Genomic DNA, 25566 nt, shown 5'->3' with positions numbered 1-25566 from the left:
GATCCGCGGCTGCTCAGGCATAGAGGCCTCCCTCGTTCTGCGTGCGTCTGGCCGCGCGGCGACGCAGGATTTCAGCAATTGTCATCAACAGGAAAGAGGCAACCAAAAGCAGCGTGCCCAGCGCCAGGACGCCGGGCAGTTTCGAGGCGAAACGCAACTGACCCCAGATGTAGATCGGCAGCGTCGCCTCGGTGCCGGTAAGGAAGAAGGCGATGATGAATTCGTCCAGCGAGATGGTGAAGCAGACCAGCAGGCTGGAAATGATCGCCGGCGCCACCATCGGCAACGTCACGCGCCGGAAAGTGCCGACGGCGCTTTCGCCGAGATCGGCGGAGGCTTCCTCTAGGCTGCGGTCGAAACCTTCGAAGCCGGAAGTCAGTACCGTCATCGAATAGGGAATGCAGACCAGGACGTGGCCCAGCACGACGGTGAACAGCGAAAGACCGAGGTCCAACTGCAGCAACACCAGCAGCATCGAGATGGCAACGATCACTTCAGGCAGCACAAGCGGCGCCATGATCAGACCGTTGATGGCGCGGCGGCCGGGATAGCGGTAGCGGGTGATCGAGCGAGCGGCGAGGATGCCGAGTACGGTGGAGAGGATGGCCGCCGAGACGCCGACGATCAGGCTGTTCCAGGCAGCATCGAGCAGCGCCGGCGTGCGCGGCAGGTCTTCGTACCACTGCAGGGTGAAGCCCGTCAGCGGGAATTTCGGCGTCGCCGCCGTGTTGACCGAGAAGATCGGCAGGAAGATGACGGGCAGATAGAGGAAGACGATATAGAGGAACGCGTAGGCCGATAGCCAGCCGCCCGGCAGCAAGCGCCGCGCCTTCATCGCGCCATCCTTTGCAAGCCGCGGATGATCAACACCGTGGCGCCGGCCATCAGGGAGACGATCAGCATGGTGGTGACGGAAAGCGCGGCACCGAGCGGCCAGTTGGCGGCCTTGCCGAACTGCGCTTGGATGGCATTGGCGATCATGACCCCGTCCTTGCCGCCGACGAGCTTTGGCGTGACATAGTCGCCGACCGTCGGGATCATGACGATCAGCGCCGCGGAGATGATGCCTGGCGCCGACAGCGGCAAGGTCACGCGCAGGAACGATCGGAAGGGGCTATCGCCGAGGTCGGTGGCCGCTTCGACCAGCGTGCGGTCGACCTTCTCGAGGGACACGAAAATCGGCAGGATGGCGAAAGCCGCCCAAGCATGGGTGAGCGTGATGATGACAGCGCTCGAATTGTAGAGCAGGGCGGTCGACGGTTCGTCGATGATGCCCAGACCCATCAGGCCGGAATTCAAAACGCCGTTGTAGCCCAGAATGACCTTCCACGACATCACGCGCAAGAGATAGCTGGTCCAGAACGGGATGGTGATGAGGAAGAGCCACAGGCTCTTGTGACGGCCGCCATGGAAGGAAATGAAATAGGCGATCGGGTAGGCGAGGACGACAGTGGACAGGCTGACAGTCAGCGAGATGTAGAGCGAGCGCCACAACAGATCGCGGTAGATCGGCTCGGTCAGTGCGACGCGATAGTTTTCCAGCGTGAAGGTTCGGTCGATGGTCAGGTAGTGCTGCGTCCAGAAGGAATGGGCGATGACCACCAGGATCGGCAGGACCAGAAGGATGAGAGCATAGAGAAAGGTCGGGCTGATCAAGGCGAAGCCTTGTACAGGCTCGGATTGCAGAAAGGCATTTCTTCTGGCCCGCGTCATGCCGAACGAGGGCGACCCTTCCGCAGCCGCCGTCATTGCCAGACCCTGGGGGGACGGGCTCCGGGTGTGATCTCGATTGCTGGCCTGGATCGTCCCGCCATACGGCATCCCTTTGGGCTGGCGCCGGCTATTGTTCCCCTTGCCGGCTTTCTTTCATCATGCGCGCATCCGCGGATTGAAATCAAGCGGTAATTCTGCAATATTGATTGAACGGACATTCAAAATCACGTGAGCAGGGTGCCGATTTCGGCCATGGCGAACCGGATTGATGACCGGAAAATTCGGGGATGATGTGGAGGCGATGATGGCGGCTGTGAGGGATCTGAAGGCACGCGAAACGGCTGGCCTTGGCGGCGACGATGCGGTCGAGCTGGCCAAGCGTCATCTCATCCAGCCCTGGCCCTACGCCGGTTCCGTCGGTTCGGAGGCGCGCGCGCTGATCGGCGAGGGCGATAGCATCTACATCACCGACAGTACCGGCAAGCGGCTGATCGACGGCCCGGCCGGCATGTGGTGCGTCAATGTCGGGCATGGCCGCGAGGAACTCGCCAGGGTGATGTACGACCAGGCGATGGCGCTGTCCTACAACACGCCCTGGTACACCATGAACGCGCCGTCGGCGGAGCTCGCCAAGCGCATCGCCGGCCATGCCCCAGGAGATCTCAGCCATATCTTCTACACCACGGGCGGTTCCTCGGCGGTCGAGACGGCGCTGCGCTTCATGCAGTTCTACAACAATGTGCGCGGCCGGCCGGAAAAGAAGCTGATCCTGAGCCGTGGCGGCGCCTATCATGGCTCAACCTATCTCTCGGCTTCGCTCAATGGCCGCCCACGCGACCGCGACTGGATGGATGGCGCCGACGAGCTGGTGGTGAAGCTCGCCTCCCCCGACCCGTTCCGCCGGCCGAAAGGCATGAGCATCGCTGCCTTCACCGATTTCCTTGTCGATCAGTTCCGCGATACGGTCGCGCGTGTCGGCGCGGACAGACTAGGCGCCTTCGTCGGCGAACCCATACAGGCGTCCGGCGGCGTCATCATTCCGCCGGACGGCTACCTCAGGCGCATCCGCGAGATCTGCCGCGACAAGGATATTCTCTATATCTCCGACGAGGTGGTGACGGGCTTCGGACGTCTGGGCCGTGTCTTTGCCTCGGGCGACGTGTTTGGCATCGACCCCGACATGATCACTTTCGCGAAGGGCGTCACCTCGGGTTATTTCCCGCTTGGCGGCGTCATCATCTCGGAGCGGCTGCTGGAAGAGTTGCGGCGTTCCAATCATCCCGACGCGATGTTCGGCCATGGCCTGACCTACACCAGCCATCCGGTCGGCTGTGCCGTGGCCTTGAAGAATCTCGACCTGCTGGAAGAAAGCGTGCTTGCGCATACGCTCGAGGTCGCGCCCTATTTCCAGGCGCAGCTCAAGACGCTGGAAGAGCTGCCCCTGGTCGGCGAAGTGCGTGGCGTCGGGCTGATGGGTTGTGTCGAATGCGTCGCCGATCGCGAAAGCAAGGATCCGCTGCAGCTCGACAAGGATGTCGGCAAACGCATCGACGCCCACTGCCACGAGCTTGGCCTGCTGGTGCGGCCGCTGATCAACATGTGCGTTATGTCGCCGCCGCTCGTCATCACGCGCGAGCAGATCGACGACATGGTCGGCATCCTGCGCGAAGGCATTTCACGCACGATGGAAGATCTCAGGAAAGAGGGTGTGTGGCAGGGGTGAGTTTCCTCCTTCTCCCCATTCACCCTCCCCATTCACCGGAGAAGGAGCCCGAACGGCGGATGAAGGGCAGCGCTGACGGTAAGAGGGGCGCTCGCATCGCGGCTTTGGCCAATCACCAGGATTGTTACGCCCGGCTCCGCAGCGCGTCGTTCAAATTCCACATGTCCTTTTCTTCCGGCGCTGTTTCCAGGCCGAGCACCGGAACCTGCTTGCGCAGGTGGTCGTGGTGGGTGCGCACGCCATATTCGAGGTCGGAGAGATAAAAGCCCTCGAAAGCCTCGGACAGCATGGATTCGTTCGACCAGACCGAGAGCTGCACATCTTCCGACATGGTGTCGCGATCGATGCGGAAGGAGAGGTAGCGGGCGGCGGCCTGCTCTCGGCTCTCGTCGCGGTAGCGATAGATGGCGCCGCGCAGCAGCGTCTCACCCGTCGATAGCGGGAACTCCTGATAGAACTGCACCGATTCCGGCATCACCGACAGAACGGCGTTGGGGAAAATGCCGTAATAGACCCAGGCCTTCCTGAGATGGTCCGGCAGATGCGTCGGCTCCGGCGCGATCTTGACGTAGTTCTTCACGCTCCAGCGGCGGCCGGCATACGGGTTGTAGGTGGCGAAGGAGCGCGAGACGCCGTTGACGAAGGGCTCGTCGAAATAGGTGGCGCCATAGAGATCCTGCAAGGCGGGATGCGCCATGGCGACGTGATAGCCTTCATTGTCGACGTCGCGCACCGACTTCCAGTTGACCGGCGTTTTCTGGGTCCAAATACCCCAGGAAGGCACCATATCGGCGGCCTTGTAATGCGCGAATTCGGGTTCGATCGGCCTCAGCAGTTCGGCAACGGAGGGCTGTGGCCCGCCATTGCGGAAGCGGATGAAGATGAAGCCCATCCAGATTTCGAGATCGAGCGGCATCAGGCCGAACTCGGTCTTGTCGAGGTCGGGGAAGGAGCGCGGGCGGGCGGCGCCGCGCAGCGTGCCGTCGAGATTGTAGACCCAGCCATGGAAAGGACAGACCAGCGCGTTCTTGCAATTGCCCTGGCTGTCGGCGACGACGCGGCTGCCGCGGTGGCGGCACATGTTGTTGAAACCGCGCACGACGCCGTCCTTGCCGCGCACGATCAGGGCGCGCTCGCCAACGACATCCATGGTGAGGTAGTCGCCGGCGTCAGGGATGTCGCAGACATGGCCGACGATCTGCCAATGATTGCGGAACACATGCTCCTTCTCGAGTTCGAGAAGGGCGTCGGAATGGTAGCTCCAGCCCGGCAGTCCCCGCCGGTCCCAATCGTTCGGGATTGCCACGTCACGGAGGTGCGGGTTCATAAAACGTCTCTTCTTTTTATTGAATAAGCATTCAATATAATCATATTTTACATTGAAATGCAATGGCTTGTGGAAATACTATGGTTCCGCAGCCAAAATGTCGGCGCTCCTCCATGGGAATCCCGCGCCGTTGCGGGCTTCGAAAACCCCGGAAAGTCGGGATCTTAGCCAGGGTTCCGTAACGCTATCTATCGTCGGCTCGCGCCGCCAATCGTGCCCTTCCGACAAGGTCTTCCGCCGGCAATGCCTCGACGTACGTGGCCCCCGGTAGTGCACGCCTTGCAACTCGCTTATTGGTCCAAAACATATTCCAATGACCGACCCTGCCCGTTTTTGCCCGTATCGATGTTTCAATCCGGTTACATTGCCGGGCTCTCGTCACCTTTGCGCCGTTACAAGACGCGATTAAATTCGTTTCATCGCAAAAAGAAAATCAACGAAGGGGATGACGATGCATGCGAAAGTCCAGATCACCAGCGGCAACCGCCTTGAAGCTCCAGAGCGCGCTGACCGTCGCCCGAAGCTGGCCCTTCGCCAGCGCGCCACCGACCACCCGATGGGAATGTTCATGGCGCTGGCTGCTTGCGCCTTCGCCGGCATGGCGTTCACGCCGACGGTCGGCCCAGCCTTCGCTTCGTTGAATCCGCCCGCCAACCTCATCGAAGGCGCGCCGACCACAACCACGACCGCCCGCCTGCCCATGCCGGCAATCGATTTCGCCTGCAGGGGGCAGGCCTGGGGCGCCGAGAGCGTGGATTGCCTGCGCGCCATTGCCGAGCAGTCCGGAACACACAAGACCCGCGCGATCCGCATGATCGCCAACGCCGCGCCGCTGACCAGCGCGCCCAACATCTTCTGATTTCTGCCTCTGCGTTTCTGCCGGGGCATGATCCCGAAACCGGTTCCCGTTTGGGGATCATGCCCTACCTCCCCGAGCGCTTCTCAGCGCTCTCTTCGGCTCCCGCCGCGATATCGGCCGGGAGCCTTTTTATGCCTTCGACGCGGCCTGCTCGGCGATGGTCGAAAGCACGCTGCGTACATCCAGCGTGCTGAACGGTTTTTCGAGGATCTGTGGCCGCTGCTGCGCCGGCAAGGCTTCGACTTCCGCCTTCGCGCCGATCAGGTCGCCGGTGACGAGCACGAAACGCCGCGCCAGGTCGGGCCGTTCGGCGAGCAGTTCGCGGTAGATCGAAATGCCTGATATACCGGGCATGCGCAGATCCGAAAAGACGATATCGGGGGGCATGTGGCCGTCCAAGGTGGCGGCGCCCGATTCCCAGAGCGGCGCGATCCTCGACTTGATGCCCATCAGTTCGAGAATATCGGACAAGGAGCCGGCGACGTCAGGCTCGTCATCGATGATCAGCGCATGGCGCAGGCCGCTCGATCGTGGCTGGCTTTCGCCGGCGGCCGCGATTCCCGCGGAGATCGCCGGCAACTGGACGACGAAACGCGCGCCTCTCGGCAACACCTCCTCGAACCAGACATTGCCATTGTGCCGTTCGATGATCGATTTCGAGATCGACAGGCCAATGCCGGTGCCTACGCCGACCGGCTTGGTGGTGAAATAGGATTCGAAAATGCGCGAACGGATGGCTTCGGGAATGCCGGGCCCGTTGTCCTCGACCGAGAAGCCGGGATTGCCACGATCGCCGCGGAAGCTCCGCACCTTGATCAGGCGGTCGCCGGCGACGCCGGCCAGGGCATGCTGGCTGTTGATGAGGAAATTGGCCGCCACCTGTGTCACGTGGTCGGCATCGGCCATGGCGAGCAGCGGACCTGGCGCGAAATCGGTATCGATGACGATGCCGCTCGAGCGCGCGCCGTAGGCGGTCACTTCGAGAGCGGCGCGGATCACCTGGTTGAGATCGGTCTCGGCCTGTGCCGACGGATGGAGGCGAACCATCGACAGGAAGCTTTTGACGATGCGCCCGCAGCGCTCGGCGGCGGCACGCACCTTCTCGGCCCGGACCTTGGTCTGCGGATCCGAGGCGAATTCATGCAGCAGCGTCGACTGGGCCACGACGACCGCCAGTGGATTGTTGAGTTCGTGCGAGACGCCGGCAAGCAGCGAGCCCATCGCCGCCATCTTCTCGTTCTGGTGCAGCTTCTCGCGCTGCCGGTTGATCTCTTCCTCGGCGCGCAGCCTGTCGCGCAGGTCGCGGATCGAGCCAAAGATGAGGCGGCGGTCGGCGACCCGCATCTCGGTCGCCGTCAGTTCGATCGGAAACACCTCGCCGGCTGCATTCTGTGTCACGGTCTCGAGCCGCTGTCCGACCATCGGGGCGCCACGGCCGGACATGTAGTCGGCGCCCGAGGCATAGCCCTTGCGGTAATATTCAGGAACGACGGTGTCGAGCAGGTCCTTGCCGAGGATATCGCTGCGCAGGAAGCCGAACATCTTCTCGGCGGCCGGATTGAATTCGATGATCGATCCGGCCTCGTCGATGACGATAATGGCGTCGAGCGACGCCTGCAGCATGGTGCGGCGGATCACTTCGCTGGCATGGGCGTCGGAGGGGGAGTGTTCGATGGCGTCGCCGATGGCGAGAGCGATGATGTGCAGCGTCGCCTCCTCCTCGTCGGTCCATTCCCGCTCTTCGACGCAGTCATTGACGGCCAGCGTGCCCCACAAATGGCCGTGCGCGAAGACCGACACCGACAGAAACGACTTGATGTTCTGCTTCTCGAAATCGGCCCTCAGGAATCCTTCGAGATCGCGCGTATGGCCGGTGAAAATCTTGCCCTGCCGCTCATCCTCGGCCAGCCGCTCAAGCAGCGGATCCGAATTGACGATCGACTGCATGATGACGGTCGGTGAGGCCAGTTCGCCGCCGAAGTCGGGATCGATCCAGTAGGCAGCGACCGACTGGGCGAAACCCTGGCCGGGCAATTCGCGCAGACGGAACAGGATGCCGCGCTGGCACTCCATGGCGTGGCACAGCGTTTCCAGTATGCCGTCCATTTCGCGCTGCCAGTCGCCGGCCTCGCGCAGCCGGCGCACGACACGCACGGCGGCCATCGCCGCACCCTGCCGGAAACCTTGCATGTCCTTGCTTGTCGTGTCGCCCGTCATTGTCAGCCATTAGTCCAGAGTCACGCCGATTCGATCGGCTGGCAACGGCTGCGGAGCGGAACCCCCGTGGGTCTGACGCTCAGTTGCCGTCGCCGGCCGGCAGCGAGAAGATATAGCCTTCGCCACGCACCGTGCGCAGGAATTTCGGGTTGGCCGGGTCCGCCTCGATCTTCTTGCGCAGGCGCATGATGCGGATATCGACGGCGCGCGACGATTCCGGATCCTCGGTGAAGCCGATAGCCTCGGAGATCGCGGCCCTGGTCAGCAGCCGGTTGGCGCGGGTCAGGAAAACCTCCAGCACGTCAAATTCGCTCTTGGCCATGTCGATCACCGTGCCGTTGGCGCCGGTGACCATCCTGCCGTCGAGATCGGCCTGAAAGGGGCCGAAAGCGACGGAGCGCCGATCCGTCCTGGCTTTCCTGTCCTGCGGCTCCATCGGCTGGGGAACACGGCGCAGCACGCTGCGCACCCTGGCCAGCACCTCGCGCAGTTCATACGGCTTGACTATATAATCGTCGGCGCCGAGTTCCAGTCCGACGATGCGGTCGAGCGCGGTGCCGGCCGCGGTCGCATAGATGATCCCGATCGGCATTTTCGAGCGCAGCCAGCGGCCAAGCGACAAGCCATCCTCGCCCGGCATGGCGATGTCGAGGATAGCCAGATGGAAGGACTGCGTCTCGATCAGGCCGCGCGCGGCGGCCGCGGTTTCAGCGGTCGAAACATCGTAGCCGGCGGCGCCGAGATATTCGGCGACCGCGTCCCTCAGGTCGGGCTCATCCTCGACGATGACAATTCTTGCCCGCACGATGCTCTCGCTCCCACTTTCAGTGGAAAGTAGATTGGGTATAAACATGATGTCCAGCACTCATATCCGGTTGCAAGGGAACGGTTGGAAAACATGGCCGCACGAGCCGTCATCGCGCTTGTTTCCGTCGCCGAGGTCGTCGCGACCGAGCTTGCCGACCATCTGGAGCGGCGCGGCCATGACGTGCGCCGGGCGCGGCAGCCCTGGGAGGCGGAATCGCTGCTGGCGAGCGGCGGCATCGACGTTGTCGTCGTCGGGGACAGCCTCAGCCAGGCGGAAGGGCGGGATCTGCTCAGGCGTTTTGGCGGCCAAGCTGGGGGTAGCGAGCATGGACCGGATTTCATCCTGATATGCCGGCCCGCCGATCTCCTCGACAAGGTGCTGGCGCTCGAGCTTGGCGCCGCCGACGTCGTCGAAAGTCCGCTCAATGTCAGGGAACTCGCCGCGCGAGTCGGCGGCCTGCTTTCGCGGCGCGGCAGGGGCACCCAGGAACTGATCGTGCTGGAGAACGCGACCGTCGACCTGAGGTCGGCGATGGTCATGCACCGCTCCGGTACGCAGGAGCAGCTCTCGGCCGGCCAGGTGGCGCTGCTCAGGCTGTTCCTGGCGAGCCCGCGCAAGGTGCTGACGCGTGACGACATTATCGCCGCGGCGCCGGCCGAGAATGCCGACGCCTTCGATCGGTCGATAGACTCGCGCATCGTGCGGCTGCGCCGCAAGCTCGACACCGACACCATCACCACCATACGCGGCGCCGGCTACAGGTTCGATCCGCCACGGCAGTTCGCCGACTGACGGCTGTGTTTTCCCGCTGGTTCGCCGGATGAACATCGGGCTTCCGTTTCCCGCGCCGATGCCCGCGAGGTTCAGCGCACCACCAGCAAGGACGGGCCCGAGGCCATTTCGCCGCTGACGGCGAACCCGCTTGCGTGAGCGCGTTCCTTGAGCAGCACGGTGGCGAGTGCGGCAAAGCCGAGTAGGCCCTGCGCATAAAGCAGTGCGGAAAGCACGGAAGCCGCGAACTTTGTTTTCATGATCTGAATTCCCCAAAAAATGACTGTGTCGCGGATCGCTTCCCGAAACTCCCGAAGTGCCCGCGCCGCCCACGGAGCCCCCCGTCGCGGCGCGGGCCTTCGGTCCTCTCGGCAGCAAGTTGCCGGAGGGGCCGCGCAATGCCAGTTGCCGAAGGCCAACCCGCCAGAGGGCCTTCAACCGGGCGATGCGCAGGCTGGAAACGATCCAGACCGTGGCGCAAACAGGGCGACGTGCAGGGTCGAAATCTCACTCGAACTCATCGCCGCCAGCCCCGCACGGGGCCGCCGGCAATGGTGACGCCGCCGACAGCCGCCGCCGTGATGCTGATCCTGAAGAGCCAGGAGCGTATGTTCGTTTTCGTTCCCTTAGTCGTTGCCGTCTGCTTTCGTTGCGTCAACTTTTGCATCCGGTCGGTATCCGGATCATGCCGTCCAAAACCGCACTTTGTTGCAGATTGGTTTCGAATGGAGACAAACTCTTTCATCTAGGAGGCAACTCGAACTTTCGTTTCATGGTGAATGCCTGTGTCCTTCATCCATGGTCCCATGTTCGGAATGGAGCGCCATCGAACAGGGTAATTGCCCTGTTAACCAGTGGAAACAGATTCGAAACACAAACGAGCATTTCGCGAAATCTTTCCGAAACATGCCGCTGGGATAAGCCGCCTCATCGAATTGGAGCCGGCCGGACCGGCAGAGAGAGGGGACATCATGCACACCACCATTTCCGCAAAGTTCATCAACATCACCGCCGCCGCGCTCATGGGCAGTGCACTTCTGTTCGGCGCCAAGGCCGCCCATGCCGCCAACAGCATCGTTGCCCGCGTTTCGCTGTCGCAGCAGGTCATGGAAGTCTCGGTCGACGGCCGGCCGACTTTCGCCTGGAAGGTTTCCACTGGCGACAGGGCGCACGTGACGCCGACCGGCTCGTTCAAGCCGACGCGCATGCATCAGATGTGGTATTCGAAGAAATACGACAACGCGCCGATGCCACATTCGGTGTTTTTCAGCGGCGGCTACGCGGTCCACGCCACCTATGCCATCAAGCGCCTCGGCCAGCCCGCCTCGCATGGCTGCGTACGGCTGCACCCGGACAACGCCGCCGATTTCTACCAGCTCGTCGAGACCTTCGGCCCGGCCAACACCAGCATCGTCATCGTCAAGTAGCAGGCAGGTTGCCGCATTCGGCTATGTGCCGGAGTTGCTGGAGCGATCGCCAAAAAAGAGGCCGGAGAAATCCCGGCCTCTTTTTGTGTCTTGCGCCCTGTGCCTCAGTTCGGCAGCGCCGGCATCAGTTTGGGATCCGGCTTTTCCGCTAGATGCGGCAGGTCCTTGCTGGCGATGAAAGTATAGAACATTGGCACGACGAACAGTGTGAACATGGTGCCGACCAGGATGCCGGTGAAGATGACAAGGCCCATCGAATAGCGGGCCGCGGCACCGGCGCCGCTGGAAACGATCAGCGGCACCACGCCCAGCGCCATCGCCGCCGTCGTCATCAGGATCGGCCGCAGGCGCACCTTGGCCGAGGCGATGATGGCGTCACGCCGCCGCATGCCATGCAGTTCTCGCTGCTGGTTGGCGAATTCGACCAGCAGGATGCCGTGCTTGGTGATCAGGCCGATCAGCGTGATCAGTCCGACCTGGGTATAGATGTTGAGGGTGCCTAGGCCCAGATTGAGCGGCACGATCGCGCCGAAGATCGACAGTGGCACCGCCATCATGATGATCAGCGGATCGCGGAAGCTTTCGAACTGCGCCGCCAGCACCAGGTAGATGACGATGACGGCCGCGCCGAAAGCGATCAGGATCGTGTTGCCCTGTTCCTTCTCCTGCCGGGACTGGCCGGAATAGTCGATGAAGAAAGTGTCGGGCAGGCTCTCCGTGGCAATGTCCTCGAGCACTTTCAAACCGTCGCCCGTGGTGACGCCGGGCAGCGGCAGCGCCGAGATCGTCGACGAATTCAGCTGGTTGAACTGCTCGATCGCCGCCGGCGACGCATTGTTCGAAATCGTCACCACGGCCGACAGCGGCACCATCTCGCCCGTCACGCTGCGCACGAAGTACTGGCCGAGCTTTTCGGGGTTGTCGCGGAATTCCTGCGGCACCTGCGGGATGATGTCATAGCTGTTGGAGTCGCGGTCGAATTGCGCCACTTCGGCACCGCCGACCAGCAGCGTCAGCGTCCGGCCGATATCGGCGATGGGCAGGTTGAGCGCGGCGGCGCGGTCGCGATCGATGGTCACCGTCACCTGAGGTGCGTCATAGGCCATCGAATTCTGCACGACGATGAAGCGGCCCGAGGCTTGCGCCTTGTTCTTGATCTTCTCGGCTTCCTCGTAGACCTGAGCGGAATCACCGGTCGAGCGCACCACCATGGAAATCGGCAAGCCGCCGCCGGAGCCTGGCAGAGTCGGCGGCGCGAAGACGAAGGCCTGGACACCCGCCACCTTGGCGATACGAGCCGTAATGTCGGCCTGCAGCTCCTTCGAACCGCGCTTCCGCTCCGCCCAATCCTTGAAGGCAAAACCGACGAAGGCGCTGTTGGTCGTACCACCGAAGGCGACGGCCGAGAACTGCGCCCGGGTTTCGGGAATGTCCTTCACCAGGCCCAGGATCTGATTGACGTAAGTCTCGGTATAATCGGAGGTCGCATAGCGCGGCCCCGTCACCAGCGAGAGCAGGAAGCCCTGATCCTCTTCCGGCGCCAGTTCCGTCGAGGTCTTGGTGAACATGAAGCCAGTCACGCCTACAAGCGCCAGAACGATGAGCAGCGTCAGCGGGCGATAGTTCAGAGATCCGGTGACGGCGCGCTCATAGACATGCTCGACGCGCGCGAAAGTGCCGTCGACGATGCGCTGGAAACGGCCGGCATTGCCGGGCTTCAGAAGGCGCGCCGACATCATCGGCGTGATGGTGATGGCAATGACGCCCGACAGCACCACCGATCCGGCGAGCGTCACCGCGAATTCGCGAAACAGGGCGCCGGTCAGGCCGCCGGTGAAGGCCAGCGGCGCGAACACGGCGGCCAGCGTCATGGTCATGGCGACGATGGCCGACGCGATCTCGCGCATGCCGCTGAAGGCCGCCTGCATGGGCGGCATGTGATCCTCTTCCATGTGGCGGTGGATATTTTCCACCACGACGATGGCGTCGTCGACGACAAGGCCGATCGCCAGCACCATGGCCAGCAGCGACAGAAGGTTGATCGAATAGCCTACCGCGAACAAAAGGAAGCAGACGCCGATCAGCGACAGCGGGATGGTGATGATCGGCATCAGCACCGAGCGGAACGAACCGAGGAACAGGAGGATGACGACAACGACGATGGCGACCGCCTCGCCGATGGTCTTGAACACCTCGTCGATCGAGGCGCTGATCTGTCCGGTCGCGTCGTAGACGACTTCGATCGTCATGCCCTTCGGCAGTGTATCCTGAATCTGCGGCACGAGCTTGGTGAGTGCCGCCGCCGTGGTCAGCGGATTGGCTGCCGGGGTCGGAAATATGGCGAGGAAGGTGCCGGGCTTGCCATTGAAGGAAACCCTGGTGTCGGTGTTCGCGGCGGCCAATTCGACGCGGGCCACGTCGCGCAGGCGCACGACATTGCCGTCGGTCGAGCGCAATGGCAGCGCGGCGAAGGCTTCCGGTGTCTGCAGCGTCGAGCGCACGGTGATCGACGAGACGATATATTCGTTCTGGGTGTTGCCGGGCGCCGACAGGAAATTGGAATTGTTGATCGCCGTCAGCACTTCGGCCGCCGTCACGCCGCGCGCGGCAAGCCTGACCGGGTCGATCCAGACGCGCATCGAGTATTCCTGGGCGCCGAAGATCTGCACGTCGGCGACGCCTTCGACCGTCGACATGCGGGGCCTGATGACGCGTTCGATATACTCGGTCAGCTGCTCCTTGGTCATGTTCGGATTCTGCATCGAGATGTACATCATCGCGAACTGCTGACCCGTGCCCTTGACGATGACCGGGTCCTTGGAGGCGTCCGGCAAGGTGCCGCGCACGCCTTGGACCTTCGACAGCACTTCGGTCAACGCGACGTCTGGGTTGGAACCGAGCTTCATCTGCACCGTCACGGTGCTGGAGGACGGACGGCTGGACGAGGTGACGTAGTCGATGTTCTCGGTCGAGGCGACGGCGCGCGCGATCGGGGCGGAAATGAAGCCCTGGATCAGGTCGGCGCTGGCGCCCGGATAGGCTGTCGTGATTGTGATCGCGGTCTCGTCGACCTTCGGATACTGCCGGATCGACAGGTTGAAGATGCCCTGGAAACCGAGCAGCAGGATCATGCAGGCAAGAACGGTCGAAAGGACGGGCCGGCGGATGAAGAGATCGGAAAAGCTCATTGCTGGTCGGCCTGCTTGTTCGCCGATTTGGTCGGGTCGATGGTGTTGTCGACGTTGACGGTCATGCCGTTGAAGAGGCGGTTCTGGCCCGCGGTGACGACCTCGTCGCCGGCCTTCAGCCCTTCGATGATCTCGACCATGCCTTGATTGCGGCGGCCGGGCTTGACGAAGACCTGTGACAGAACAAGCGCCGGTTTGTCGCCTTCCGCCGCCGGCTTGGCCGGATCGGCCGCTGCTGGCTTGGCGGCATCGGCAGTGGCCTCGTCCGCTGGCTTGGCTGCGTCAGCGGCCGGCTTCATGGCATCGACGGAGGGTTTCATGGCGTCTGCCGGCTTGGCGTCTGCCGTCTTGGCATCCGTAGGCTTGGCATCCGCAGGCTTGGCATCCGCAGGCTTGGGATCCGCAGGCTTGTCGGTGGCCGCCGCCGGCTTTTCGTCCGGCTTGGCTGGCTGCGCCGGGGCTGCCCCGGCGGGCTTCGCCGGCTCCACCACGAATATGTAGTCGCCATAGAGACTGGTGGTCAGTGCCGTCTGCGGCAGTGACAGCACGTTCTGCTCCTCGGGCAGTTCGACACGCACCTGCACGAACTGACCTGGGGTCAATTTGCCTTCGGGATTGGCAACTTCTGCTCGGATGTTCACCAGCCGGCTGGATGGGTCGATCTTGGGGTCGATGCCGCGAATGGCGCCGGCAAAGGGCATGTCGTCGCTGCCGCCAAGGCCCAGGCGAACCGTCTGGCCAATCTTGAGCAGCGGCAGCTGCTGTTCGGGAACCGAGAAGTCGACCCGCATCGTGTCGAGGTCCTGCAGCGTCACCACCGCGGTGCCGGGTGCCAGATACTGGCCGAGATCGATTCTCGGAATGCCGACCGTGCCGGCGAAAGGTGCGGTAAGCTGCTTCTGGTCGAGCACGGCCTGCAGCCTGGTGACCTGGGACGCCGAAGCGGACGCCGCCGCACGCGCTGTGTCCAGCGTCGAGTCGGAGCCAACACCACGCTTTGTCAGTTCGACGGCGCGGGTCAGCGTGGTCTGATCGAGTGCCGCCTGCGCCTTCTGCGCATCGAGATCGGCGCGCTCGACGGCGTCGTCGAGTTGCAGCAGCACTGCGTTGGCCGCCACCTTCTGGTTGGCATGGAAGGGGATTTCCTTGACGATTCCGGCGGTCTCGACCGTCAGGTCGACACCGCGCACGGCCCGCACCGTACCGATCGCCTCGACGCCCGGTGTCCAGTTCGACGGCTTGGCGACGGTTGTCGACACGGTCGCCGCCGGCGGCTTCATGGTGGCGAAATACTGTTTAATACCGTTATCGCGCAGGAAGTTGAAACCGACGATCCCGCCGACCACGATGACGAGCACGGCAAGGACCACAATAACGATAAAGACACGGAGTATGCGCTTGAACAAGGAAGTCCCCTCAGTCGAAAATCCGGCGCGAAGCGCGGACATCGGGACACATATCGACTGCGGGTCCCGATTTCAAATAGTGGCGGTCTTACTGTACCGTCTGGACGGTCTTGTCAATTGGGCCTAAGCTTGCGATGGGAGGCGCCATGAGAGCCCAACGACCGAACTCGCGCGAGAAGATTCTCGCCGCGGCGGCTGATGTTGCCCGGGAATCCGGGCCCGGCAGCCTGTCGCTCGATGCCGTCGCCAGCCGCGCCGGCGTGTCGAAGGGCGGGCTGCTCTACAATTTCCCCACCAAGGCGAAATTGATGCAAGGCCTGGTCGAAGGCTATCTGCGCGATTTCGAGCAAGCGCTGGAATCCGCGAACAGCAACGACAAGGGCAAAAATCCCCTCGCCGTCTATATCAGGCTGTCAGCCGAGGATTGCGAGGAAAAGCAGCCATCCGCATCCTGGATATTCTCGGCGATCGCCGAGGATCCCGATTTCATGATGCCGATCAAGACATTCAAGCGGCAGCTTTTCGAGCGCCTGAAGGGCGAGGCGCCGGATCTCAAATCGCTGCTGGTCTGCTATCTCGCCATCGAAGGGCTGCGCAGCATGAACCTGTTCGATTCCGACGTGCTGTCAAAGGACGAACGGGACCTGCTGGTGTCGTCACTTCTCGATATCGCCAAATAGGCTTGTCCGCGCGGGAGCAGGGCGACGCTGCCACGATGGCTCAATCGACGGCGCTCACAGGGCCTTGCCCGTCGATGGATCGAACAAGCGAAGCGCGGCTTCGTCGAAGGCGAGGCTGCGCTGTTCGCCCTTGGCGAACTGGGCCCGCGGCGGCAGGCTCGCCGTCAGCCGTTGCGTGCCGATCCGCGCCGTGGTGACCAGCTCGGGGCCGGTCAGTTCGACGACCTCGATCTCCACGGGCAGTGACGGCTCCGCGGCGGCTCCGGTCGCCGCACGCAGCGCTTCCGGCCTGATGCCGACGACCATTTGTGCGCCCTCAGGCGCCGCATTAGCATAGCGTGCCGGCATGGGGATCCGTACATCGGATCCGGCGATGGCCAGCTTGCCGTCGGTGACGGTGGCCTGCAGCATGTTCATCGATGGCGCGCCGACAAAGCCGGCGACGTACAGTGTCGCCGGATCGTTGTAGATCTCCTCGGGGGTGCCGAGCTGCTCGATCCTGCCGTCGCGCATGACGGCGATGCGGCTGGCCAGCGTCATCGCCTCGATCTGGTCATGGGTGACGTAGACGACGGTCGTCCGCAGCATCTGGTGCAGGCGCTTCAATTCGGTGCGCATTTCCAGGCGCAGTTTGGCGTCGAGGTTGGACAGCGGCTCGTCGAACAGGAAGACCCGCGGCTTGCGCACCAGGGCCCTGCCGATGGCGACGCGCTGGCGCTGGCCGCCGGAAAGCTGACTCGGCTTGCGGTCGAGCAGAGCCTCGATCTGCAGCAGTCTTGCCGCTTCGTTCACCGTACCGTCGCGCTCGTCGGCCGCGACGCCGCGCATCTCCAGTCCGAAGCCGATGTTGCGGCGCACGGTCAGGTTGGGATAGAGCGCGTAGGACTGGAAGACCATGGCGATATCGCGGTTCTTGGGGTGGACGCCGAGGATCGAGCGGCCACCGATCAGGACGTCGCCGCTGGTCGCCTCGGCAAGACCGGCGATGATGTTGAGAAGCGTCGATTTTCCGCATCCCGACGAGCCGAGCAGCACAAGGAATTCACCGCTCTGCAGCGCGATGTCGATGCCTTTCAGCGTCTCGACGCTGCCGTAGCTCTTGCGGATGCCGCGAATTTCAAGCGTGCTCATGCATGGGGCCCTCGAACTGCATTGGCCCGCCATAGTCGCGGGGCAAGGTGGAAATGGCGCGCGAGGCGACGTGCGTAGCGGCGCGGAGGCAGGCGGACAGCGGCCGTTCCTGTGCCAATGCGGCCAGGAAGGCGGCATTGAAGACGTCGCCGGCACCGATCGTGTCGACCACCCTGACCTCGGGCGCGGCGGCTTCGACGAGAGCGCCGTCCGGGCCGATGGCGATGGCGCCACGTGGCCCGCGCTTAACGACGAAGGTCGCGCCTTGCCTCATGCTGGATCGGATTTCACGCGCCGCTTCCTCCGGACTTGGCAACCCCGCCAGGGTCACCGTCTCAACCTCGTTGAACAGCGCCAGCGCGCACCGCGACAGCCATGTCCTTGTCGCGGCGCAATTGGCGTTGGTCCAGCCATCGATCGGCCAGCCTGTATCGAGTGCCACGGCAATGCCGTGGCTGTCGGCCCAGTCGAAAAAAGCATTGTAGTCGCGCGTGAGGTCTTCGGTCAGGAACGAGCCGCAGAGCAGGGCGTAGCCACCGGAGAGCGCGGGGCCGTCGAGAACCGACAAGACATCGGCGAGGCCGAAGCGCGGCAAGTGCCCGCGAGTGGTGAAGAAGGTCCGTTCCCCATCGGGATGGGTCATCCCGACCGACAATGTCGTGCCTTCGGGACGGATAGCCCATTTCTCGGCGCGGACGCCAAAAGCCTCACCAAGCCAGCGGCCGAACTGGTCGTCACCGACATTGGCGGCAATCGCAAAGTCGACGCCCAGCGCTTGCCAGGCGAGCCTGGTGTTGCCGGCCTGGCCGCCGACGCGCAATTCGTCATGGTCGACAACGGTCTCGGTGCCCGCCTTCGGCCATGGCGCGACCGGGCCGACGATCAGGTCGACATTGACGTTGCCGATCACCGCCAGCGGGCGCATCACTCGCTCCTTGTGATCTTGGTGGTGCGCACCGGCGTGCCTGCATTGTCGACGCGACCGTCCGCGAAGGCGATCATCAGGCGCTGTGCCACCGGCAGCATTGCGAGGATAGCGGCCACCCCCGCGGCTGGTTTGAACGTGAGCGTGACGGCCCCGGCGACCGGCGCTTGTCCGGACGCGTCGAAGATGACCAGCGGCGCGCCGGTTTCGACCACCGAAAGTGCCATCGCGGTCACCAGCTCCGAGGTCGGGTCGGCGCCGCGAAACAAGACAACACCGATCTGAGGGCCGAGCATCTCCATCGGCCCGTGCCGCAACTGGCCGCCCTCGAGCGAAAAGCAGGGCAGCCGCGACAGTTCGGTCAGGCCAAGCGCCAGGGCTTCGGCCACGCCCTGCAGGCGGCGGCCGGAGGTGACGATCGTAGCCACCTTGCCGAGCGCGGCGAGTGCTTGGGCGATATCGCAATCCTGGGGAGCCTCGAGCATGGCAAGGGCAGGAGCCGGATCCTCGCCCAGAGCAGCGAGGATGGCCAGGTGCAAGGCCAGGGTCACGGTCAGGCTGCGGGTCGCGGCGAAAGCCAGTTCGGTGCCGCCGGCGCCGACCAGGCAAGGCGCGTTGCGGGCAAGAAAAGAACCGCCTTCGAGCGTCAGGCCGAAAACGTCCGAGCTACCGCCGGCCTGCGCAAACCATCTGACGACTTCGGCGCTCTCGCCGGATTGCGAAGTCACAAGCACCGTTCGGTCGGCCAGCGGCAATGGCTGGCCGAGCTGCTCGGACAGCGGCAGCGCCAGCGCATCGATGCCGAGTGCGCGATAGAGCGGCTCGACGGCACGGCCGACCGCATGCGAGCCGCCCATGCCAAGCAGAAGCAGGCGGCCGGTCTTCCCAATCGAAGCGGCGACGTCTGCCGCCATGGCAGCGTTGTTCTCGAACGAAGCACGCGCATCGGCGTGCTGGCGCGCCATTTCGCGGTCGATGGCGGTCAGTCCGGCCGGCCGTTCTTTATCTGCAATCATGTTCATCCTTTCACACCCCCGCTGGTCAGGCCCGAGATCAGCGCCCGCTGCATGACGAGGCCGATCAGCACCGGCGGCAAGGCGGCCAGCACGCCGGCCGTGGCGATCAATCCGTAGTCGGAAACACGGCCGCCGGCCAAATCGGCGATGGCGACGGTAAGCGTCTTGGCGCGCTGGTCGGAGGTAAACAGCAGCGCGTAGAAGAATTCGTCCCAGGCCAGTAGCACGGCGAATAACGCCGATGTCGCCATCACGGGCGCGGCCAGCGGCAATGTGATGATGCGCAATGTCTGGAACAGGCCGGCGCCGTCGATCATCGCCGCCGCCTCGATCTCGCGCGGGATGGAATCGAAGCCGGATTTCATCAGCCATGTGGTGAAGGGCGCCAGTATGGTGAGATACACCAGCGCCAGGCCGAAGACATTGTTGAGCAAGCCAAGATGCGACAGGCCCATATAGAGCGGCACGGCGAGCGCCACCGGCGGCAGCATGTAGGTGGCGATGACCATCGACAGCGACCAGCCGATCGCGGGTGTGCGCGAAACCGCCCAGCCGGCGGGAATTGCCAAGGCGAGTGCGGCCAGCGTCGCCATGCCGGCGATCTCAAGACTGTTGCGCAGCGACGAGGTGAAGGCGGCGCCGGCGCTGTTTTCGGCTGTCGACAGCAATTGCTGGTAGCGGGAGAAGTCGGCTGCCTGCGGCCACCAGCGCAGCGGCTTGGCTGCAAGATCGGCGGCCGGCGAAATGCTCATGATGAACAGCCAGGCGATAGGCGCCAGGATGATCGCGGCAAGCAGCAGCGCGCAGGCATAAATGAAGACGGTGAAGCCGGGGCTCTTGCGTTCCATCAGGCGGCGCTCCCGGCGGTCTTTCGCACCAGGGCGGCATAGGCGACGGCGAGTAGCGTGACGAGCAAGGTGACGATCAGCGCCAGCGACGCGCCCGAGCCGGCGCGCTGGAAGGAGAACGCTTCCTGGTAGACAAGGATCGAGAGTGTTCGCGTGGTGTTTGCCGGACCGCCGCGTGTCATGACCCAGATGATGTCGAAGACCTTGAAGGCCTCGATGGTGCGCAGCACCAGCGCCACCATCAGCGGGCCGGCGAGATAGGGCAGGATGACGAAGCGGAAACGGTTGAACGGTCCCGCGCCGTCGACCAGCGAGGCGGCGGTGATGTCACGCGGTACCGCTTGGAGGGCGGCGAGCGCGATCAGCGCCACCAGCGGAAAGTTCTTCCAGCAGTCCGCAACGATGAGGGCAGCCAGCGCCGTTCCTGGCTCGCCGAGCCAAGACCGATAGGCGTCGATGAGATGCAACTGCGTCAAGGCGGCATTCAGCGCGCCATATTCAGGATTGTAGATCAGCCGCCACAGCGTGGCGTTGACCACCGTCGGCAATGCCCAGGGCAGGATCATCAGGGCGCGCAAGATTGCGCGGCCGCGAAACTCCTGGTTGAGCAGCAGGGCGGCGAGGACGCCGATCACCATTTCGGCGGCAACCGAAACAATCGCGAACACGGTCGTGGTGATCAGTGTGCGCGAGAAGTTGGTGCTCGACAGCATGTTGGAGTAATTGTCGAAGCCGACAAAATTGCCAGCCGTGCCGACCAGCTTGGCATCGGTGAAGGAGAGCCCGACCGTATCGGCCAGCGGCCAGCCGATGACGGCGACCATGACCACCAGCAAAGGCAGCATCAAAAGCCATGCGCGGGTCGTCATCCAGGTGCTCGACATCAGAGCAGCCTCTCTTCTCTCATCTGTGATCTGGACATAGCACGGGCGGCACTCGCGCATGACCCCGGAAATCGGAGGCCGATTTCCGGAAGGATCACGCGCAAGATAGAAAGTGCTACAGCGTCTTTTGCGCGTCATAAGGGACGCAACGCTGTAGTGCCGCCCGTATCGAACGACTGGCTTGCCTCAGAGGCCGCTGTTCTGCGCGGCGGTCTTCAGGGCGTCTTCCGGCGAAGATGTCCCGAGCAGCGATTCCTGGATTGCCTGCTGCAGCGCGGTCGACAACTCCTGGTATTTCGGCGTGGTCGGGCGCGGATACATGGCGGCCAGACCGAGCTTGGCGGCGGCGATCAGTTCTTCCTGGCCCTTGGTGACGGCGGGGTCGTCATAGGAGGAGGCCCAGATCGGCAAAGAGAGCTTGGCGTACTGGTTCTGCGTCGCCTGCGAGGTCATGAAGGTGATGTACTTCCAGGCTTCGTCCGGATGCTTGGAGACCGAGGTGACGCCGAGACCCATCGAGCCGTTGACGGCCGACACCTCGCTGGTGCCGGCAACGCCCGGCGCCGGCACGACGCCGACCTTGCCGGCCACCTTCGAGTCCTTCGGGTCGTTAGCCATGTTGTACATGTAGGTCCAGTTCAGCGCGAAGGCGGCATCGCCGTTTTCGAAAACCTTGCGCACGTCCTCTTCGAGGAATTCCTTGGAATTGGGATTGGTGAGACCCGACTTGTAGCTGTCGACCATGTATTTCAGAGCCAGCAGGCCGCCGCCATTCTGGAAGTCCGGCTTGCCGTCCTTGAGGAATTCGCCGCCATAGGCGCTGACCAGCGTGGTGTAGTCGCAGATGGCCGCTTCCGCCTGCGACCAGCTCCACGCGATCGGCGTCTTCAGCAGGCCTTTGTCCTGGATGATCTTGGCCTGTGCGCCGAGTTCTTCCCACGTTTTCGGCGGGGTCTTGATGCCGGCCTTTTCCAGGATATCCTTGTTGTAAAACAGATATTTGGTGTCGAGGATCCACGGCATGCCATAAGACTTGCCGTCATACTGCACCGTGGTCCAGGCGCCGGGCAACACGCCCTTCTTCATGTCGTCGGTGATCTTGGAAGACACATCGACCAGCACCTTGTTGGTAGCGTATTCGGCCGGCCAGATGACGTCGAACAGGACGACGTCATAGCCTCCGCCCGAGCCTTGGGCGAGCACGGTCTTGTCGTGCAGGCCCTCATAGGGGACGAATTCGAGATTGACCTTGACGTCGGGATTGGCCTTGGTGAAGGCATCCGTCATGGCACGCACGTCGGCCTCGCTGTAGGCGGCCTGCGCCATGAAAAGCGCGTTGAGCGTCGTCTCGGCGAAAGCGTGGGGGACGAACAGTCCTCCGGCAAAAACCGCGCCGACCAGTGTCTTGGTGATCGTCCTAAGCATTTTCTTCTCCCATTGCAGCGTTGACGGGCCGGCGGTGCCAGACGTTCGGCATCGTCTTCCCGGATCCATGTCGCGTGACCTGAGGTGCCGGCGGACCAGTGGCGGCAGGCAGAAGCCTTGGCCATCTTGTTTTGCGGTGTTCGGCTCACATTAAGTCAACTCGCTTGACTTAATTAGTCGATCAATATTCTAATGGTGTCAAGAGGGGAAACGCCGGTGGACGACATCAGTCCGATTCGTGCCAAGAGCGGCACCAACCAGGAAGGCACGAGCGCGCATAACCGCCGTGTCATGGTCGAGGCGCTGCGTCTCAATGGCGCGCTGTCGCGGGCCGATCTGGCGCGGGCGACGCAGCTCACCAAGCAGGGGGTTTCCAACATCATCGAGGACCTGGAACGCGACGGCCTGGTCGTTGCGCTCGATGCGGTGCGCAAGGGCAGGGGCCAACCGTCGACCCCCTACAGGCTGGTGCCTGAAGGCGCTTTCGCCATCGGCCTTCAGATCGACCGTCACCTGACGCGGGCGGTCGCGGTCGATCTGATGGGCAGCGTGCTGGCGCGGGACGAGGCGAACCTGCCTTTCGATGAGCCGTCCAGGGGGGTCGAGGTGATCCTCGGCCTGATCGATGACGTTCGGCGCGAACTGGCCGGTATCTCCTCACAGTCGGAAAAACGCCTCGTCGGCCTGGGCGTCGCCATGCCCGGCCCGTTCGGCCTGAAGAACTCGGATGACAAATGGATGATGCCGGCCTGGCAGAAGTTTCCGCTGCTGGACATGCTGGCCAAGGGCACGGGACTGAATGTCGGCCTGCAGAACGATGCCGCCGCCTGCGCGACCGCCGAGCGAATTGTCGGCGCCGCGCACGGCGTCGACCACGCAGTGTGTCTTTATGTCGGCTATGGCATTGGCGCTGGACTGATCCTCAACGGCGAACTGTACAGCGGCGGCCATGGCAATGCCGGAGAAATCGGCATGGCCTTGCTGTCGCCGGCCGGTCCGGGCTCGACACCGCTGGAACATCGCGCCTCGCTCGCCTCGCTCTATCAGCATCTTGGCCTCGATCCCACCGACGAGGACCTCTACGGAAAGATCGGCGCGCTGGCCGCGGCGGGTGATGTGAAGATCATGCGCTGGATCGAGGGCGCGGCCCATGATCTGCGCTGGAGCGTGCATCTCATCGAAACCATCTTCGATCCGCAGACAGTCATCCTGACCAGCGGCGCGCCGGAAGCGCTGGCGCGCCGGCTCGTCGAGGCCATGCATCCGCTGCATTCGTCGATCGCCGACCGGCCAGGCCGGACCTTGCCGCGCCTGCAGCTCGGCACCACCGATCCCTGGTCGATCGCGTTGGGAGCCGCGGCGGCGCCGATCAGCCGCGCCTTCGATCCGCTGTTCTCGGCGATCCTGAAGACACGTTCCGGTCCCGCCTGAAGGAGACCACGCGCAAGGCCAAGCCTCTCCCGGCGTCACACAGGGTTCATTGTCCGGACATAGCGTCTTTTCCAGTTCTTTGCTGCAATGCAATAGGAGTGGGACATGGTGGACATAGTTTCTAGCGAGGCGGGCATTCCAAGGCCGGATCATCCGCTGGATAGTTCGGGTGGCGCGAAGTGGTTCCTGCCGGTCTTCGGTGTGCTGGTGCTGGTCGGGGTGGTGTATGTCGGCTACGCACTGAGCCAGGATCTGGCGGTCGCCAAGACGGTGCCGTGGATCCTGCTCGGCATCGCCTTGCTGATCGCGCTCGGCTTCGAATTCGTCAACGGTTTCCATGACACCGCCAATGCGGTGGCGACCGTCATCTACACACGCTCGCTGCCGGCGGAATTCGCCGTCATGTGGTCGGGCGCCTTCAATTTCCTCGGGGTTCTCACTTCCAGCGGCGCGGTCGCCTTCGGCATCCTGTCGCTACTGCCGGTCGAGCTGATCCTGCAGGTGGGTTCTTCCTCCGGCTTTGCCATGGTGTTCGCACTGCTGGTGGCCGCCATCCTGTGGAACCTCGGCACCTGGTTTCTCGGCCTGCCGGCGTCGAGCTCACACACGATGGTCGGTTCGATCATCGGCGTCGGCCTCGCCAACCAGTTCATGGCGCCTGCCGGCAGCGCCACCAGCGGTGTCGACTGGTCGCAGGCGACCAACGTCGGCATAACCCTGCTGGTGTCGCCGATCATCGGCTTCTTTGCCGCGGCGATCCTGCTCTATGCGATGAAGCTTCTCGTCCGCAATCCGGCGCTCTACGAGGCGCCGAAAGGCAATGCCCCGCCGCCCTGGTGGATCCGCGCGCTGTTGATCTTCACCTGCACCGGCGTCAGCTTCGCGCATGGCTCCAATGACGGCCAGAAGGGCATGGGCCTGATCATGCTGATCCTGATCGGCGTGGTGCCGACGGCCTATGCGCTCAACCGCACGCCCGACATCAACTATCTCGAAGCCTACAAGTCCGCTTCGGTCAGCGTGGAGACCGCGCTGGGCAAATATGTGAAGCCCGGTGTCACCATCGCCGATGCGAAGGATGCCAAGGCAGCCGTGCAGGATGCCGTGCGCACCCGGAGCTGGACCGACAAGACGACCGTCGCTCTGCAGAGCTACATCCACGACACGACGGCCGAGCTGCAGCCTTACGCTTCCGTCGACACCGTGCCGACCGATCTGGTCAGCAACGCCCGCAACGACATCTACCTGATCGGCGAGGCGCTGAAACTGATCGACAAGAAACAGTTGCTGCCGATGGAGGCCGCCGATCTCAAGGCGGTGACCGACTATCACAAGGCCGTCGACAACGCGACGAAGTTCATCCCGATCTGGGTGAAGGTCGCGGTGGCCCTGGCGCTTGGCCTGGGCACCATGGTCGGCTGGAAACGCATCGTCGTCACGGTCGGCGAGAAGATCGGCAAGAGCCACCTGACCTATGGCCAGGGCGCGGCCGCCGAACTCGTGGCGATGGTCACCATCGGCATGGCCGACCGCCTGGGTCTGCCGGTGTCGACGACCCATGTGCTGTCGTCCGGCGTTGCCGGAACCATGGCTGCCAACGGCTCGGGCCTGCAATGGTCGACGGTGCGCAATCTGCTGCTCGCCTGGGTGCTGACCCTGCCCTGCTCGATCACACTGGCCTTCGTGCTGTTCATCATCTTCCGCCAGGTGTTCTGAGCGGGCGAAGCGGCAACACTGACAACACTACCGACGGCGCCACATTGGCGCCGTCTCGTTTTCCAGCGACA

General features: G+C 63.4%; 21 protein-coding genes. 7 read left to right on the top strand and 14 right to left on the bottom strand.

Features of this window, described 5'->3' with window-relative positions; translation table 11 throughout:
• Positions 1 to 13 precede the first annotated feature (13 nt).
• Complete coding sequence (locus ACVWWD_RS04980) at positions 14 to 835, bottom strand: ABC transporter permease (protein WP_352550586.1); 822 nt, start codon at positions 833 to 835, stop codon at positions 14 to 16.
• Positions 832 to 1749, bottom strand: a complete 918-nt coding sequence (locus ACVWWD_RS04975; protein ID WP_352550584.1) for an ABC transporter permease — start codon at positions 1747 to 1749, stop codon at positions 832 to 834. The genes ACVWWD_RS04980 and ACVWWD_RS04975 overlap by 4 nt, the downstream gene beginning before the upstream one ends.
• A gap of 268 nt (positions 1750 to 2017) precedes the next feature.
• On the opposite strand from ACVWWD_RS04975, the gene ACVWWD_RS04970 reads away from it, so the two are divergent.
• Positions 2018 to 3436, top strand: a complete 1419-nt coding sequence (locus ACVWWD_RS04970; RefSeq protein WP_457103614.1) for an aminotransferase — start codon at positions 2018 to 2020, stop codon at positions 3434 to 3436.
• A gap of 124 nt (positions 3437 to 3560) precedes the next feature.
• Here ACVWWD_RS04970 and ACVWWD_RS04965 read toward each other — a convergent pair whose 3' ends face one another.
• Positions 3561 to 4763 (bottom strand): aromatic ring-hydroxylating oxygenase subunit alpha, encoded by a 1203-nt coding sequence (locus ACVWWD_RS04965; RefSeq protein WP_023774136.1) that lies wholly within the window; start codon positions 4761 to 4763, stop codon positions 3561 to 3563.
• A gap of 451 nt (positions 4764 to 5214) precedes the next feature.
• Between ACVWWD_RS04965 and ACVWWD_RS04960 the strand changes: the two genes are divergently transcribed.
• Entirely contained in the window at positions 5215 to 5622 is a 408-nt protein-coding gene (locus tag ACVWWD_RS04960) for a hypothetical protein (protein ID WP_023783652.1), read from the top strand.
• A gap of 129 nt (positions 5623 to 5751) precedes the next feature.
• On the opposite strand, the gene ACVWWD_RS04955 is transcribed toward ACVWWD_RS04960, so the two are convergent.
• Both ACVWWD_RS04955 and ACVWWD_RS04950 read right to left on the bottom strand, forming a co-directional pair.
• Positions 5752 to 7839 carry a PAS domain S-box protein gene (locus ACVWWD_RS04955; RefSeq protein WP_031241120.1) on the bottom strand — a complete coding sequence of 696 codons (2088 nt, stop codon included), beginning with the start codon at positions 7837 to 7839 and terminating at the stop codon, positions 5752 to 5754.
• Between the two features lie 79 nt (positions 7840 to 7918).
• Positions 7919 to 8692 carry a response regulator transcription factor gene (locus ACVWWD_RS04950; protein WP_352550578.1) on the bottom strand — a complete coding sequence of 258 codons (774 nt, stop codon included), beginning with the start codon at positions 8690 to 8692 and terminating at the stop codon, positions 7919 to 7921.
• A gap of 45 nt (positions 8693 to 8737) precedes the next feature.
• Between ACVWWD_RS04950 and ACVWWD_RS04945 the strand changes: the two genes are divergently transcribed.
• A complete protein-coding gene (locus ACVWWD_RS04945; RefSeq protein WP_023774140.1) occupies positions 8738 to 9439 on the top strand; it encodes a response regulator transcription factor in 702 nt (233 codons plus the stop codon).
• Between the two features lie 71 nt (positions 9440 to 9510).
• Here ACVWWD_RS04945 and ACVWWD_RS04940 read toward each other — a convergent pair whose 3' ends face one another.
• Positions 9511 to 9678: a hypothetical protein gene (locus tag ACVWWD_RS04940; protein ID WP_023774141.1), complete on the bottom strand. Its 168-nt coding sequence runs from the start codon at positions 9676 to 9678 to the stop codon at positions 9511 to 9513.
• A 711-nt stretch (positions 9679 to 10389) separates the two neighbouring features.
• Between ACVWWD_RS04940 and ACVWWD_RS04935 the strand changes: the two genes are divergently transcribed.
• Complete coding sequence (locus ACVWWD_RS04935) at positions 10390 to 10845, top strand: L,D-transpeptidase (RefSeq protein WP_023774143.1); 456 nt, start codon at positions 10390 to 10392, stop codon at positions 10843 to 10845.
• A 104-nt stretch (positions 10846 to 10949) separates the two neighbouring features.
• Here the strand turns inward: ACVWWD_RS04935 and ACVWWD_RS04930 are convergent, their stop codons facing one another.
• Together ACVWWD_RS04930 and ACVWWD_RS04925 are read right to left on the bottom strand one after the other, a co-directional pair.
• A complete protein-coding gene (locus ACVWWD_RS04930; protein WP_023774144.1) occupies positions 10950 to 14033 on the bottom strand; it encodes an efflux RND transporter permease subunit in 3084 nt (1027 codons plus the stop codon).
• On the bottom strand, positions 14030 to 15439 hold the full coding sequence (locus ACVWWD_RS04925; RefSeq protein WP_352550573.1) for an efflux RND transporter periplasmic adaptor subunit: 1410 nt from the start codon (positions 15437 to 15439) through the stop codon (positions 14030 to 14032). Before ACVWWD_RS04925 ends, ACVWWD_RS04930 begins: the two co-directional genes overlap by 4 nt.
• Positions 15440 to 15585: 146 nt before the next feature.
• On the opposite strand from ACVWWD_RS04925, the gene ACVWWD_RS04920 reads away from it, so the two are divergent.
• The gene (locus ACVWWD_RS04920) at positions 15586 to 16119 is read left to right on the top strand and encodes a TetR/AcrR family transcriptional regulator (protein WP_023783649.1); all 534 of its coding nucleotides are present in this window, start codon (positions 15586 to 15588) and stop codon (positions 16117 to 16119) included.
• A 54-nt stretch (positions 16120 to 16173) separates the two neighbouring features.
• Here ACVWWD_RS04920 and ACVWWD_RS04915 read toward each other — a convergent pair whose 3' ends face one another.
• The 6 genes from ACVWWD_RS04915 to ACVWWD_RS04890 form a co-directional block, all read right to left on the bottom strand.
• Entirely contained in the window at positions 16174 to 17250 is a 1077-nt protein-coding gene (locus ACVWWD_RS04915; RefSeq protein ID WP_023774146.1) for an ABC transporter ATP-binding protein, read from the bottom strand.
• Positions 17237 to 18175, bottom strand: coding sequence for a PfkB family carbohydrate kinase (locus ACVWWD_RS04910; RefSeq protein ID WP_457102935.1), 939 nt, complete (start codon positions 18173 to 18175; stop codon positions 17237 to 17239). The genes ACVWWD_RS04915 and ACVWWD_RS04910 overlap by 14 nt, the downstream gene beginning before the upstream one ends.
• Positions 18175 to 19197 carry an SIS domain-containing protein gene (locus ACVWWD_RS04905; RefSeq protein WP_352550568.1) on the bottom strand — a complete coding sequence of 341 codons (1023 nt, stop codon included), beginning with the start codon at positions 19195 to 19197 and terminating at the stop codon, positions 18175 to 18177. Before ACVWWD_RS04905 ends, ACVWWD_RS04910 begins: the two co-directional genes overlap by 1 nt.
• Positions 19194 to 20039 (bottom strand): carbohydrate ABC transporter permease, encoded by an 846-nt coding sequence (locus tag ACVWWD_RS04900; RefSeq protein WP_352550566.1) that lies wholly within the window; start codon positions 20037 to 20039, stop codon positions 19194 to 19196. Before ACVWWD_RS04900 ends, ACVWWD_RS04905 begins: the two co-directional genes overlap by 4 nt.
• Positions 20039 to 20923, bottom strand: coding sequence for a carbohydrate ABC transporter permease (locus ACVWWD_RS04895; protein ID WP_023774150.1), 885 nt, complete (start codon positions 20921 to 20923; stop codon positions 20039 to 20041). The genes ACVWWD_RS04900 and ACVWWD_RS04895 overlap by 1 nt, the downstream gene beginning before the upstream one ends.
• Positions 20924 to 21109: 186 nt before the next feature.
• Complete coding sequence (locus ACVWWD_RS04890) at positions 21110 to 22348, bottom strand: extracellular solute-binding protein (RefSeq protein ID WP_352550561.1); 1239 nt, start codon at positions 22346 to 22348, stop codon at positions 21110 to 21112.
• A 216-nt stretch (positions 22349 to 22564) separates the two neighbouring features.
• On the opposite strand from ACVWWD_RS04890, the gene ACVWWD_RS04885 reads away from it, so the two are divergent.
• Together ACVWWD_RS04885 and ACVWWD_RS04880 are read left to right on the top strand one after the other, a co-directional pair.
• Positions 22565 to 23779, top strand: coding sequence for an ROK family transcriptional regulator (locus ACVWWD_RS04885; protein WP_352550559.1), 1215 nt, complete (start codon positions 22565 to 22567; stop codon positions 23777 to 23779).
• 105 nt (positions 23780 to 23884) lie between these two features.
• Positions 23885 to 25495 carry an inorganic phosphate transporter gene (locus ACVWWD_RS04880; protein WP_352550557.1) on the top strand — a complete coding sequence of 537 codons (1611 nt, stop codon included), beginning with the start codon at positions 23885 to 23887 and terminating at the stop codon, positions 25493 to 25495.
• Positions 25496 to 25566: the final 71 nt, after the last annotated feature.

It is taken from the genome of Mesorhizobium sp. URHB0026 (assembly GCF_054059755.1).
Note: the sequence above shows the minus strand (reverse complement) of the source record. Positions and strands in the feature narration are given on the sequence as shown.